The sequence below is a fragment of the Bifidobacterium colobi genome, from assembly GCF_018555455.1.
Classification (GTDB): Bacteria; Actinomycetota; Actinomycetes; order Actinomycetales; family Bifidobacteriaceae; genus Bifidobacterium; species Bifidobacterium colobi.
In genome coordinates this window covers 65936-78764 of sequence record NZ_JAFEJU010000007.1, presented here as the reverse complement: position 1 = coordinate 78764, position 12829 = coordinate 65936, and the positions used below count along the sequence as shown (strand labels likewise).

8 protein-coding genes are annotated in these 12829 nt (G+C 59.5%); 3 read left to right on the top strand and 5 right to left on the bottom strand.

All coding sequences use genetic code 11. The annotated features are described in order from the left end of the window. Window positions 1–13 precede the first annotated feature (13 nt). Both JS530_RS09260 and argS read right to left on the bottom strand, forming a co-directional pair. The gene (locus JS530_RS09260) at window positions 14–1648 is read right to left on the bottom strand and encodes a diaminopimelate decarboxylase family protein (protein ID WP_214376879.1); all 1635 of its coding nucleotides are present in this window, start codon (window positions 1646–1648) and stop codon (window positions 14–16) included. Window positions 1649–1753: 105 nt separating this feature from the next. After that, window positions 1754–3592 (bottom strand): arginine--tRNA ligase, encoded by a 1839-nt coding sequence (gene argS / locus JS530_RS09255; RefSeq protein WP_214376878.1) that lies wholly within the window; start codon window positions 3590–3592, stop codon window positions 1754–1756. Window positions 3593–3973: 381 nt separating this feature from the next. On the opposite strand from argS, the gene JS530_RS09250 reads away from it, so the two are divergent. Then, complete coding sequence (locus tag JS530_RS09250; RefSeq protein ID WP_214376877.1) at window positions 3974–4618, top strand: TetR/AcrR family transcriptional regulator; 645 nt, start codon at window positions 3974–3976, stop codon at window positions 4616–4618. A gap of 122 nt (window positions 4619–4740) precedes the next feature. After that, window positions 4741–5988, top strand: coding sequence for an MFS transporter (locus JS530_RS09245; protein ID WP_214376876.1), 1248 nt, complete (start codon window positions 4741–4743; stop codon window positions 5986–5988). Window positions 5989–6080: 92 nt separating this feature from the next. Here JS530_RS09245 and murA read toward each other — a convergent pair whose 3' ends face one another. Further along, on the bottom strand, window positions 6081–7406 hold the full coding sequence (gene murA, locus JS530_RS09240; RefSeq protein WP_214376875.1) for a UDP-N-acetylglucosamine 1-carboxyvinyltransferase: 1326 nt from the start codon (window positions 7404–7406) through the stop codon (window positions 6081–6083). A 280-nt stretch (window positions 7407–7686) separates the two neighbouring features. On the opposite strand from murA, the gene JS530_RS09235 reads away from it, so the two are divergent. Beyond that, on the top strand, window positions 7687–9045 hold the full coding sequence (locus JS530_RS09235; RefSeq protein ID WP_214376874.1) for an NAD(P)/FAD-dependent oxidoreductase: 1359 nt from the start codon (window positions 7687–7689) through the stop codon (window positions 9043–9045). Window positions 9046–9353: 308 nt separating this feature from the next. Here the strand turns inward: JS530_RS09235 and JS530_RS09230 are convergent, their stop codons facing one another. Together JS530_RS09230 and JS530_RS10840 are read right to left on the bottom strand one after the other, a co-directional pair. Beyond that, window positions 9354–10463 carry a beta/alpha barrel domain-containing protein gene (locus JS530_RS09230; protein WP_214376873.1) on the bottom strand — a complete coding sequence of 370 codons (1110 nt, stop codon included), beginning with the start codon at window positions 10461–10463 and terminating at the stop codon, window positions 9354–9356. A gap of 314 nt (window positions 10464–10777) precedes the next feature. After that, window positions 10778–12646 (bottom strand): CPBP family intramembrane glutamic endopeptidase, encoded by a 1869-nt coding sequence (locus JS530_RS10840; protein WP_240541174.1) that lies wholly within the window; start codon window positions 12644–12646, stop codon window positions 10778–10780. Between the last annotated feature and the right edge of the window lie 183 nt (window positions 12647–12829).

Below are 12829 nucleotides of genomic sequence, written 5' to 3'. Positions count from 1 at the left end.
CCCGCCCGCAGACTCACTCGCTGACGTCGAGGTCCAGCAGATCGTCGATGGCCTGGCGGCGCAGCATCACATGCGCGCCGGCCTCGCTCACACCCACGACAGCTGGAATCAGCGCTTGATTGTAGTTCGACGCCATCGTGCGGCCATATGCGCCGGTGACCGGCACGGCGAGAATATCGCCGCGCTTCAAATCGGCGGGCAGACGCACCTCGTGCACCACAATGTCGCCGGATTCGCAGTGCATGCCGCACACGCGGGCCAGCATCGTCTCCTCGGAGCCCTTGCGGTTGGCCAGTCGCGCGGTGTAGTCGGCGCCATAGAGCGCCGGGCGGATGTTGTCGGACATGCCGCCGTCCACGGACACGTACACGCGTTCGCTGATCGGGTTGCCTGCGGAATCCTTAGGTGTGTGGTCGCCTTCGCCGCTCAACTGCACATGCTTGATGGTGCCCACTCGGTACAGGGTCACGCCGGCCGGCGCTACGATGTAGCGGCCCGGTTCGAAGCTGATGGCGGGTGCCGGCATGCCGAGCGCACGGTTGGTGGAGGCCACGGCGTCGGCGAGACGGGCGAGTTCCACGTCGATATCCATCGAATCCTCGCCGTCCGTGTAGGCCACGGAGTAGCCGCCGCCCAGATCGATTTCCGGCAGTGTGAACGCGTCGGTGGCGTACAGGGTCTTGCGCAGCAGCATCATGCGCTTGCCGGCTTGGATGAATGCGTCGGCATCGTGGATGTTGGAGCCGATGTGCGAGTGCGCGCCCACCAGTTCGAGCACATCCTGATTGGTCAGGATGGTCTTCAGCACGGCGATGGCTGGGCCGTCCGCAATGGCGGTCATCGCTTCGGCCAGCACCTTGTCCTTTTCGGAAACCTGCTCGTGCGAGAGATCGTACGGGTACTTCAGGTCGTACTGCAGCTTGCGTTCACCTTTATGGCCGACTGCACCGGCTGCCTCGGCAGTGTTGGCGGCCTCGGCTGCAGCTTCCGCATGCTCAGCGAATCGCGCATTGGTGACCGCTGGAGTCACATCAGTAAGATCCGCCAATGCAGCATCCAGTACTGCGGCATTCGCGCCGGCTGGCAGCAGCGGTACGCCGAACTTCTGGTCCTCGTGCGCGGTGGAAATGTATTCATGACCGCCCGCGTGCACGCCCACGGTGACGCGCAGCATCACGCGCGCACGCTTGCCGAGCTTTCGTGCGATGGCAGCGATGCGCTCAGGCTCTTCGGGCTCGTCAACGACGATTTTTGCGAAGCCTTGCTCGATGGCCAGTGCGATTTCCTCGTCTGACTTGTTGTTGCCGTGCAGCACCAGTCGGCGACCGGGAGCGCCGGCAGCAAGGGCGATTTTCATCTCACCCATCGTGCAGGTGTCCACGTACATGCCGGCTGCGAGCACGAGGCGCACGATTTCCTTGGACAGGAAGGCCTTGCCGGCGAAGCTCACATGGGTGGTGGAGTTGTTGAAGGCGTTGGCGGCGGCACGCACAAAGTGATGCGCGCGCTCGTTTACCTCGTCGGTATCGATGAGGTACAGCGGCGAGCCGAACTCATCCAAGAGTGATTCGGCGCTGCGGCCGTGGAAGGTAATAGCACCGTCAGCGTTGATGGCCGTAGCAGCCGGCCAAATTGGAGTAATAGGCATAATTCATCACATCTTTTCAGGACGGACAGTCCGGTGGACTGTCCGTAGCAGCGAACAGCGATAGCGTCGTGAGCGTCGCGGAATACTGCGATGGCCGTCAGGCCATCACATTTTCTCGGGTGCGGAAACGCCGAGCAGGTCAAGGCCGGCGGCAATCACGTTGCGCACAGCGTCGTTGAGCTTCAAGCGGGCTGCAGCACGAGCTGGCTCCGGAGCCTTGGCGATACGCACAGCCTCAGCGTCATCACCGCGGGTTTCCGGATCGGTCAGCGCCATCGGCACCACGCGCTCGACGTTGTACCACTTGTGGTAGGCGGCAGCCAGATCCTCCAGATAATGCGCCACGCGGTGCGGGGCACGAGCGTCGCCAGCCAGAGTCACCAGTGCAGGCCACTGGGCGAGTGCGGCGAGCACTTCGCCGTCAGCCTCGGTGTCGAGCAGGCTCAGGTCAGCTCCTTCGTAGGAGATGCCGGCGGCCTCAGCGTTGCGGTCCACGTTGCAGGAGCGAGCGTGTGCGTACTGCACGTAGTACACCGGGTTGTCGTTGGAGTGGGAGGCGAGCAGGTTGAGGTCAATGTCCACCGGGGAGTTGTAGTCGGTGCGAGCCAGCGAGTAGCGAGAGGCATCCACGCCAATGGCTTCCACCAGATCGTCGATGGTCACCACGTTGCCGGCGCGCTTCGACATGCGCACGGCCTTGCCGTCCTTCAGCACGTTGACCAGCTGACCGATCAAGATCTGCATGTTCTCACCCGGCTTGTCGCCGAAGGCCGCGCACATGGCCATCATGCGGCCAATGTAGCCGTGGTGATCCGCACCGAGCATGTAGATGGCCACGTCAGCCGGATCGGTGGCGCGGTGGCGCTTGTTCCAGTAGTAGGCGATGTCCGCAGCGAAGTAGGCGAATTCACCGTTGGACTTCAGAATCACGCGATCCTTGTCGTCACCATGCTTGGTGGATTCGAACCAGGTGGCGCCATCCTTCTCGTAGATGTCGCCGCGTTCTCGCAGCACTTCGATAGCGCGATCGACTTCGCCGTCCTGATACAGGCTGTTCTCGTGGAACCAGACGTCGAAGTGCACGCGGAAGTCCTTCATGGACTTGCGAATCTCATCGAACATCATCGGAACCGCGCGCTTACGGAACTCTTCGCGTACCTCGGAATCGGACTCGCCGATTGGCTCACCATCGGCGTTCAGGCCCTGATCCTTGTGCTGCAGCGCGGTCAGTTCCACACCGTCGGCCTTGGCTTCGGCCTCCACGCGGCGGGCGATCTCATCGATGTAAGCACCTTTGTAGCCATCGAATGGCGTTTCGGTCTGGTAGCCGGCCTCGCCCAGATTGTTGTCGTTGGCCCAGGCGGCGACCAGCGACTTGGCGAAGCGGTTGATTTGCTCGCCGTGATCGTTGAAGTAGTATTCGCGCACCACCTTGGCGCCGTTGGCCTCAAGCACACGGGCCATCGAGTCGCCGGTGGCGGCCCAGCGGGTGCCGCCGATGTGAATCGGACCGGTGGGGTTGGCGGAGACGAACTCAAGGTTCAGGGTCTTGCCGGACAGGTGATTGTTGCGGCCGAACGTGGAGATGCCATGCTCGTCGGCGGGCGCGTTCAGCACCTGATCGACCACGGCTGCGGCGGACGCGGAATCAAGGGTGATGTTGATGAAGCCAGGGCCGGCCACTTCCACGGACTTGATGCCATCCGCCTCGGTGAGCGCGGCGGCAAACGGCTCGGCCAGATCGCGCGGCTTCATGCCAGCCTTCTTGGCCAGCTGCATGGCGATATTGGAGGCCCAGTCGCCGTGTGCGCGGTCCTTCGGGCGCATCACAGTCAGCTTTTCGACGGGCGGAATCAACTCGTCGGTCAATGTGCCGGCCTGACCGGCTGCGACGAGATTATGGGCAATCTTGGAAATCAGTTCACTTAACGCTTCAGGGCTCATTCTTCTAAGGATACCGGGAACACAGACAGTGTCCGAGGCTCTAAGTCGGATGAATAAATCACCGTCAAACATACTGAGACTCATGGCTGCCATGCGGACGAGTCATGCGGACCAACAGCGTTACGCGGTCACCCTTTTCCACTCTTTCGTATGCACCGCGCTGATTCCCTGCTAATACATACCGCCACATCATCGCCTATCCCGGACCGTTGCGCCATGTATGGGCTCGCCGCACGCCTATACATACCGACCGACGGTATGTATAGTGCGAGCCAGAATAACGCAACAGACTTGGCTCCCTCCCGGAGGGAAGCCGGACACGAAGCAGACTGAGGAGAACTGTCGCTTCGCACATCATCGACAGTTCATAAGGAGACGCACATGGCGCGCAACGCACATCCCGAGGTCACCGAGCGGCGTATTTTGGAGGCCGCGCGCGACCTGTTCATGGAACAGGGCTACGAGAAAACCTCCATCCAAAACATCGTGGACCGGCTCGGTAACCTTTCCAAAGGCGCGATCTATCATCACTTCAAATCCAAAGAAGCCATCCTCGACCGACTCAACAGCGCGGATTGGGACTACAGCCAAGGTGAGCGCGACCATGTCATGGCCCGCGACGATCTCAACGGACTGCAGAAATTGCGTGCACTGTTCACCGTCGCCATCAATAATGAAGAGCACCGGAAACTCAATGAAGCTGGACTGCCTTTCCTTGATGATCCCACTACGCTCGCATCAAACCTGAATTTCTGGGCCACCGAACTGCCCAAGCATTGGCTACCAATCATCGAGGAAGGTATGCGCGACGGCTCCATCCCCACCGAATACCCGCAGGAGGCCGCCGAACTGATCTCACTGCTCGCCAACTATTGGCTGCTCACCCGCTTCTACCCAGCCAATCACGCGCAACTCAAACATCGCATCCAGTGCCTTGCCGCGATGCTCAACGCCATCAACATCCCGGTTTTCAACGACGAGCTCATTGAACAGACCTACAAGTTCTACGCGGCGTTTCGCAATTAGCGCCGCAGCTCATCCCCCACCCATGTCACCCACCCACCTTTCATCTCCCGAATTTCTCTCACTGAGCGGCAGTCAGTGAGAGAAATTCGGGAAAACGACTACCAAATACCAAAGGAAACACCATGACATCGTCTGCGCATCACTCCCCACTCCTGGGCCGTGACTTCATCCTTCTCGTCACCGGGCAAGGCATCTCCCTGTTCGGCAATCTGATGCTGCGCTTCGCGATGGCCATGTGGGTGCTCGATGAAACCGGTTCCGCCACCGTGTTCGCATCGATTCTGGCCATCTCCATCGTGCCGACGATCATTCTTTCCCCGTTCGGCGGCGTGCTGGCCGACCGCATCAATCGCCGCACCATCATGGTGGCGCTCGACGCCATCTCCGCCGTACTCGTGTTGGCAAGCGCGCTTGTTTTCGCCACTATCGGCTTCAGTCTCGTGGCCATCGGCACCATGCAGGTATTGCTCGCCATGCTTGGCGCATTCGAAACCCCGACCGTGCAGGCCGCACTCCCCCAAATGTTCCGCGAACATGGGCAAAGCACCTTGCGCAAGGCCATGGCCGTGGTCAATCAGGTGCAGCAGCTCGGCTCACTACTGCCGAGCTTCCTCGGCGGCGTGCTGTATTCGCTGACCGGCATCCAACCGATGATGACGATCGCCATCGTGAGCTTTGCCTCGGCCGCCACGCTCGAATGCTTTATCCGACTTGCCGCGCCCGACCGAGGCGACGAGGAGCTGCCCACGCCGATCGAAGATCTGAAAGCCGGCATCCGGTTCCTCATCAAAGACCGGCCGAATGTGTTTGCGCTGCTGCTGTTTGCCGCCGGACTGAACTTTGTGATTATTGGCAATGCGGCAGTCGGTTTCCCCTATGTGATTCGCACGGTGCTCGGCTTTGATGCCACAGTGTATGGCGTCGCCGATGGCTTGGTGGGTGTTTCCGGTGTGATTGGCGCGTTTGTCGCCGGATTCTTCGCCGCGAAACTGACGATGCGCAAATTCCCGTTGTCGATGATCGCGCTGGCATTGTCGCTGCTACCGCAAGGCTTGGTATTCCTGCTGCCGGTTTCCGCTTGGGTGAAGCTCATCGTGCTGGTTGGCTTCACGTTCGGCACGATGATCGCTAGCTGCTTCTCGAATCTGATTGCACTGCCTACTATTCAGCTCAATACACCGGATGCGATGACCGGCAAGGTGATGGCGATGGTGGCTGCCATCAGTATGTGTGCGCAACCGTTGGGTCAGATGGAATATGGCTGGGCGTTCGATCATATGCCGGTGGCTGCAGTGCTGCTGATTTCCGCTGGATTGCTGGGGATTGGTGCTGTAGTCTCAGTGCCACTCAGCAGAAAGTTCAAGGATTAAATCCACTACCGGTTCCCCTCTCTGAGGGGAGTACAAAAAACTCCCCTCGATTCGCACCAAGGGGAGTCAATAGCAAATAATCAGCCAGGTTATCAGTCGAAATCAGCACCGAGAGCTTCCAGCTTGCCGCGGAAGTCGGCGTAACCGCGGTCGATCAGGCTAATGCCCTGTACGTTGGACGGGCCCTTGGCCGCCAACGCAGCGATCAGATGGCTGAAGCCGCCGCGCAGATCCGGCACGTCGATGTCGCGTCCGGTGAGCGGGGTCGGTCCGAAGATTACGGCGGAGTGCTTGTAATTGCGCTGCTGGAAGCGGCACGGCAGGGAGCCGAGGCACTCGCGATACAGCTGGATGGTTGCACCCATTTGCACGAGCGGCTTGGTGAAGCCGAAACGGTTCTCGTACACGGTTTCGTGCACGATCGACAGACCGTTCGCCTGGGTCAGAGCCACCACGAGCGGCTGCTGCCAGTCGGTCATGAAGCCGGGGTGCACGTCGGTTTCGATGGCCACCGGGTGCAGGTCGCCGCCCGGATGCCAGAAGCGAATGCCCTTGTCGGTCACGTCGAACTCACCGCCGACCTTGCGGAACACGTTGAGGAAGGTCATCATTTCCGGCTGGGTGGCGCCCTTGACGAAGATGTCGCCATGCGTGGCGAGGGCGGCGGATGCCCACGAGGCGGCCTCGATGCGGTCGGTCAGCGAAGTGTGTGTGAAGCCCTTGAGCTCCTTGACGCCTTCAATGCGGAACGTACGGTCCACGTCCACGGAGATGATCGCGCCCATCTTCTGCAGCACAGCCACCAAGTCCATGATTTCCGGCTCGATTGCAGCGCCAGACAGCTCGGTCTTACCTTCGGCAAGCACAGCAGCCAGCAACGTCTGCTCGGTAGCGCCTACGGACGGGTACGGCAGATGAATCTTCGCGCCATGCAGGCCGTCGGGAGCGGTGATATGAATACCGTCCTTGTGTTCCTTATCTACCGTGGCGCCAAGCTTGCGCAGGGTCTCCAGATGGAAGTCAATCGGACGGCCGCCGATTGCGCAGCCGCCGAGCGCCGGGATGAATGCCTCACCCAGACGATGCACCAGCGGACCAGAGAACAGGATCGGGATGCGGGAAGAACCGGACAGCGTGTCCACGTCGGCCACGTCGGCCAGCTGCACATGGGAGGCGTCGATGGTCACCACACCGTTGGCACCATCCACGTCCACGCTCACGCCATGCAGGCGCAGCAAGTCGGACACCACATGCACGTCGCGAATCTCCGGCACGTTCTTCAGCACGGACTTGCCCGGTGCAAGCAGCGCGGCCACCATGGCCTTGCTCACGAAGTTCTTCGCGCCACGGACCTTGATGGTGCCGTTCAGCGGTTTACCGCCTTCAACATGCAGCACATCATTCGTATTCTCAGCCACGCCACTCTCCTATATACCTACGTACGCATTATCTACGTACGGCTGTGCGATCAAAAACACTAGAGTCTAGTTTGCCATAACCCATGTGCGCACTCGGTGAAATGCGCCGCGAGCCAAACTTTGCAAAGCTTTGGTGAGCATCAGGCTGCACCATCACCAGCAATGCACAGCGCACACAATGTAATCTACCTCACATTTTCTGCCGCAGCATTCTCCAGCCCCCTACGCTACGATTCGAGGCAGGGCAATTGACGCCTAGGCCACAAGCAAAGGAGCATTTATGACCACCGTCGCCGTTATCGGCTGCACGCACGCCGGCACGTTCGCCGCCACTTCCATTCTCGCCGAGCATCCGGATTGGACCGTCCACGTTTTCGAGCGCAATGGCACGCTCTCCTTCCTCTCCTGCGGCATCGCGCTGTGGGTTGGCGACCATGTTTCCGACCCGAAGAAGATGTTCTATTCCTCCCCCGAGGCTCTGGCACAAGCTGGCGCGACCATGCACATGCGTACCGATGTGACTTCCGTGGACCCGGTGGGCAAGACGCTTACCTACCGTTCGCTCGAAGATGGCTCGGACGGCGCCGACGCTCCCGAGGAGACGCTCGCCTTCGACAAACTTGTCGTGACCACCGGTTCCCGCCCCGTGATTCCGCCAATCCCCGGTATCGACAGCCCACACGTGCTGCTGTGCAAGAATTGGGATCATGCCATCGCCATCAAGGAGAAGGCAAAGCTCGCCAAGTCCGCTGTCGTAATCGGCTCCGGTTACATTGGCGCGGAGATTGCCGAGCAGTTCAGCTTGACGGGCGTCAAGACCACGCTAGTGGACGGTTTGAACCGCCCGCTGGCCAACAACTTCGATAAGTCCATCACCGATCAGGTTGCCGCCGCATTCGAGGAGCACGGCGTGACGCTGGCCCTTGGCCAGAAAGTGGTGGAATTCCGCGACAATCCGGACAATACCGTGACCGTGGTCACCGAAAAGGGTGAGTACACGGCCGAGATGGCAATCCTGGCCGTAGGCTTCCTGCCGAACACCGACCTGCTTAAGGGCAAGGTGGATATGCTGCCGAACGGTGCCATCATCGTTGACGATTACATGCAGGCTTCCGTGCCGGACGTGTATGCCGCCGGCGACTCGGCCACCGTGTTCTATAACCCGACCGGCAAGCATGACTACATTCCGCTGGCCACCAACGCGGTACGCCAGGGTCTGCTCGTGGGCCGCAATATCGAAAAGCCGACCGTGAAGTACATGGGCACGCAGGCCACTTCCGCCGTGCAGCTCTACGATCTGTCACTGGCCGCTTCGGGCCTGACCAAGGCCGGCGCCGAACGCCGTGGCCTTACCGTGCACGAGACCGAGCTCACCGAGGACTACCGCCCGGACTTCATGCTCACCACCACTCCGGTCACTTCGATTCTCACCTGGGATCCGGAAACCCGCAAGGTCAAGGGCGGCCAGTTCTGCTCCAAGGCGGATATTTCCGGTGCCGCGAACGTGATTTCCATGGCGATTCAGGCCGGCTTTACCATCGACCAGTTGGCGAACGTGGACTTCCTGTTCCAGCCGAACTTCGATAAGCCGGTCTATTACGTGGGCGCCGTGGCCATGAAGGCCGCCGCCGAAGCGTAATTGCCGCGCTACTCCCTAGGAAAAAGCCTATCTCGTTTACAAGGGGTTGATTTACGGGCCGCCGGAGGTCTTTCTGCGTTACAAGGGGTTGTTGCCTAAGTAGCGACAACCCCAAAACGGCGAAATAACGTTGCGAGAGTCCGGTTTTTATCCACGGTTTCGCACCAAAGGAACCCCTTGTAACGCAGATAGATATTCCGATATCCCCAAATCAACCCCTTGTAAACGAGTTTGCCCCGACTGAAGCTCTTTCAGCCGGGGCAAACCTGTTTTTAGGCAGTCTATTCGCAATCAAACCGACGAGCAGCTCACAGACTTGCCTTAATCTTATGAGCCAATTCAGCATCCCACATGGCTCCGGTGGCAGACATCACCGAGTCCGCTCCGGCAGCCTTATATGCTGCGTAGTCCTCAGGCGAAACCACGCCACCCACACCGTTGATAGCAAAATCAAGCCCCAGACGTTCACGCAGCGCAGCCAGTCGGCGCACCATCTCCAGACCGGCTCCACGAATCGCGCTGCCGCATACACCGGAGCGATCACGGCCGGCGCCGGGCAGCGCCTGATTGCCGTCCTTATCCACCAGTTTCGCGGAAATGGTGTTAATCGTACTGAATCCCTGAACCGTGCCACGCCCCACAGTGGAGCGCACCATGAGTTCCAAGTCATCGTCGCTCGGAATGAACGCCAGTTTGATCATCAGCGGCGTATCGCCAATCTCGTTCTTCACCGCCTCGGTAATACGACCCACGAGCAGCGGATTGTGGCACAGCAAACGATTGTGTCCCTCATTCGGGCAGCTGGTGTTCATCACCATCAACTTCGCGCCGGTCTCCTTAACCAGACGCGCAGTGGTGGCGTGGTCGGCGATGTAGTCCTCTTCGCTCATACCTTCCACGCGCGAGCCTTGGAAGCTCGGCACCAGCACCTGACCGGGACCGGCGGCAGCAATGGCGGCCTTCATGTCCGGCTGCCATACGTCTGGATTCTGCGACGGCACGCCGAAACTATTGGAGATGGAAATCGGCTGCTCGTAATTAGTATCGGCCAGCACACCTTCATCCAGTTCGGCGCTGCCCGGAGTCAGCGAACCATCGGCTGAAGTCGGATGCACGGCGAGCACGTTCGGGAATGGGTTGCAACCCCATGCTCGCGAGCGCACAGTCTTGTAGGTGGCCAGATCGAAGCCCATGCGGAAGGCCGCCGTAGTGTAGCGGCTATTGAGCAGCGGGCCCGCCGGAATACCGAACGCCAGGTTCACCGGCTGACCAAGGAAGGATTCGCCCGCCTTTCCGAGCTCCTCCTCTTCGCCTGCGGTACCGGATTTCAGTGCTTCGGCGAACGCGCCGAACGGCCCCTGAGCATAGTTGTCTTCATAGGTGCGATTCACGTCATAGAACGGCTCAAAATCACTCATATTCCAACGATAAGCCATACCACGAACGTCACCGTCGCCATACTGCCGCCCCGAGCACCAGTTGACTGACGGATTTCCAACACAGACTGACGGAAATCTAACTCAAACTGACGGAAATCTAACTCAGACTGACGGTTTTATAACAAATTCCGTTATAAAACCGTCAGTCAACGTTGAAAAACCTTCAGTCAAGCACAAGTCACGTACAGGTCATACCCAATATGCGTCAGACCAGCCGAAGAACACGGTTATCACCGCAAATACTCAACAACGCCGTCGGACGTTCAGCCGTCTCAGCCCTCAACCACACGCGCCTACGCTACATACAGCACCAACAGCACAATCGTCAGCAGAATATTGGCCACCACGAACGCAATGAACACCGGCGACGACCATCCCGCATACGTGTCCGGAATACTACGGTTCTGCATACGGTACTGCTTCAAACCACGCCCGTACACCGCCAGCGCCACCGTCGCACCGATCACGCCAACCGCAGTCAGCACAATCACGTACACCGTGTACTGCGTATCGTTGAGCTGGCCAGCGAACCATGTATCAATCACACCGGAAAGAATCGCATTGTTGAACGCGTGCAGCGCAATCGACCACACCAGCGAGTATTCCATAGCCACAAAACCCAGAATCAGGCCGAACAGGAAGGCGAACGTGCCTTGCACGAAGTCGTCGTGGAACAGTCCGAAGGCGAATGCCGAGGTCACGATGGCGAAGTTCTTGCCGAGCGGCTTGAGCTCCTTCATCAGCACGCCACGGAATATGACTTCCTCGCAAATCGGCGCGGCCACACCAACGTACAGCCACATGGACACGGTGTTGGAACTGTCGCTAATCGCTTCGGATGTGGGCGAGCTCAATCCGCCGCCGATCAGCGCGAGCCCGATTTGCGCCAGCGAAACTATGCTCTGCACGCCCATGCCGAGCATGATGAACACCAGAAACCATTGCGGCCGCATTCGCCCGCCGCCGTATTGGCTTATGCGTCCGAGCTGGTTCGGCTCGCCGTAGGTGTCCGTATGCGGTCCACCAAGCCAGAATTCACGGGTCAGAATGTCGCGGTGACGCATGATGAGCAGGAATCCCATGGCCGCGGCCACTCCGGCGAGGCTGATGAAACCTTCTCCCCCATCCGGTCCATCCAACCAGCGCAGGGAAAACAGCTCTACGAATATCATGAGCGCGAAACCACCGACATACATGAGACTTTCGTAGATGAAGGCAAGTCCCATCGCGCGATTCACTACCCGGCGGCGCCAGGTCTTCCATGCTTGCCGTGGACTGACCATGACGACCGGCGGACGCACTTGCGCTGCGACATACGGCTGAGGCTGTGCAACATATGGTTGTGCAACATACGATTGCGCACCGTACTGCTGCACTGGTTGCGACTGCGCATACGGCCGCGCGGTCTGAGTCGCGTATTGCTGAGGCTGGGTGGCATATGACTGCGGCTGTTGGGCAACCGGCTGAGGTTGTGCATACGGCTGGGGCGACGCATACGACCGGTATTGCTGTGCGGTTTGCGACGGTTGAATGACCGGCTGAGCAGCCGCATTTGGCTGATACGCCTGTACTGGCTGCGGCTGCGCTGACTGCAGCTGCACTGGCTGCGGCTGCGCAATGGTTGACTGCACAATGGTTGACTGCGATGGCTGCGGCACAACTGACTGAGCAACCGGCTGCGGCATCGGGCGCGGAGCCGCATACGACAAGTTTGATTGCGACACAGCTGATTGTGGTCCAGCCTGAGATGGCACCTGAGTCGGATTGTTCTGCGACTGAGCAAACTGTGACTGTGCTGTCGGCTGCGACTGCGCAAACTGCTGTACTGGCGATTGTGCTGGCGGCGCAGGTTGCACGATAGGCTGCGGCACTTGCACAGGTGCTGTGTACGACTGCACACGGAACGGATGCTGCGGCGCTGGTGCCATGGGAACGGGCGGCAATGGCATGGTTTGCGGCGATGCAAAGGCGTGCGGTTCATAGTGCAACAGTATGGTCGCGTCGTCTTCGAGATTGTCGGGAGCATTATGCAAAGGATTACTATTGCCCGGCATCTGCGGATTCGCAAACTCTGTTGGCTGCCCCTGCGCCTGATAAGTCTGCGATGATGATGCCGGCTGTTGTCCCGGTGCCGGTTGCGGCTGCTGCCCATTCATAGTCATATGCTCAACCTATTCCCCGTTTCTGAACATTGTGTGACTATGTCCATAAATGTTGACATTTATTCGCCCTGTGTCTGATATCCGATGCACCGACTCGCATCAATCAGGCACGGTGCAATGCAAACTCACCGCATCATGCAAAAAGGCCTTCCGGCAGAAACCGGAAGGCCTTTGAGTCATATC

What these genes read in the sequence shown, in the direction of transcription:
- JS530_RS09260 (WP_214376879.1), bottom strand. Translation starts at nt 1,648, where the DNA reads ATGCCTATTACTCCAATTTGGCCGGCTGCTACGGCCATCAACGCTGAC.
- argS (WP_214376878.1), bottom strand. Translation starts at nt 3,592, where the DNA reads ATGAGCCCTGAAGCGTTAAGTGAACTGATTTCCAAGATTGCCCATAAT.
- JS530_RS09250 (WP_214376877.1), top strand. Translation starts at nt 3,974, where the DNA reads ATGGCGCGCAACGCACATCCCGAGGTCACCGAGCGGCGTATTTTGGAG.
- JS530_RS09245 (WP_214376876.1), top strand. Translation starts at nt 4,741, where the DNA reads ATGACATCGTCTGCGCATCACTCCCCACTCCTGGGCCGTGACTTCATC.
- JS530_RS09235 (WP_214376874.1), top strand. Translation starts at nt 7,687, where the DNA reads ATGACCACCGTCGCCGTTATCGGCTGCACGCACGCCGGCACGTTCGCC.
- JS530_RS09230 (WP_214376873.1), bottom strand. Translation starts at nt 10,463, where the DNA reads ATGAGTGATTTTGAGCCGTTCTATGACGTGAATCGCACCTATGAAGAC.
- JS530_RS10840 (WP_240541174.1), bottom strand. Translation starts at nt 12,646, where the DNA reads ATGACTATGAATGGGCAGCAGCCGCAACCGGCACCGGGACAACAGCCG.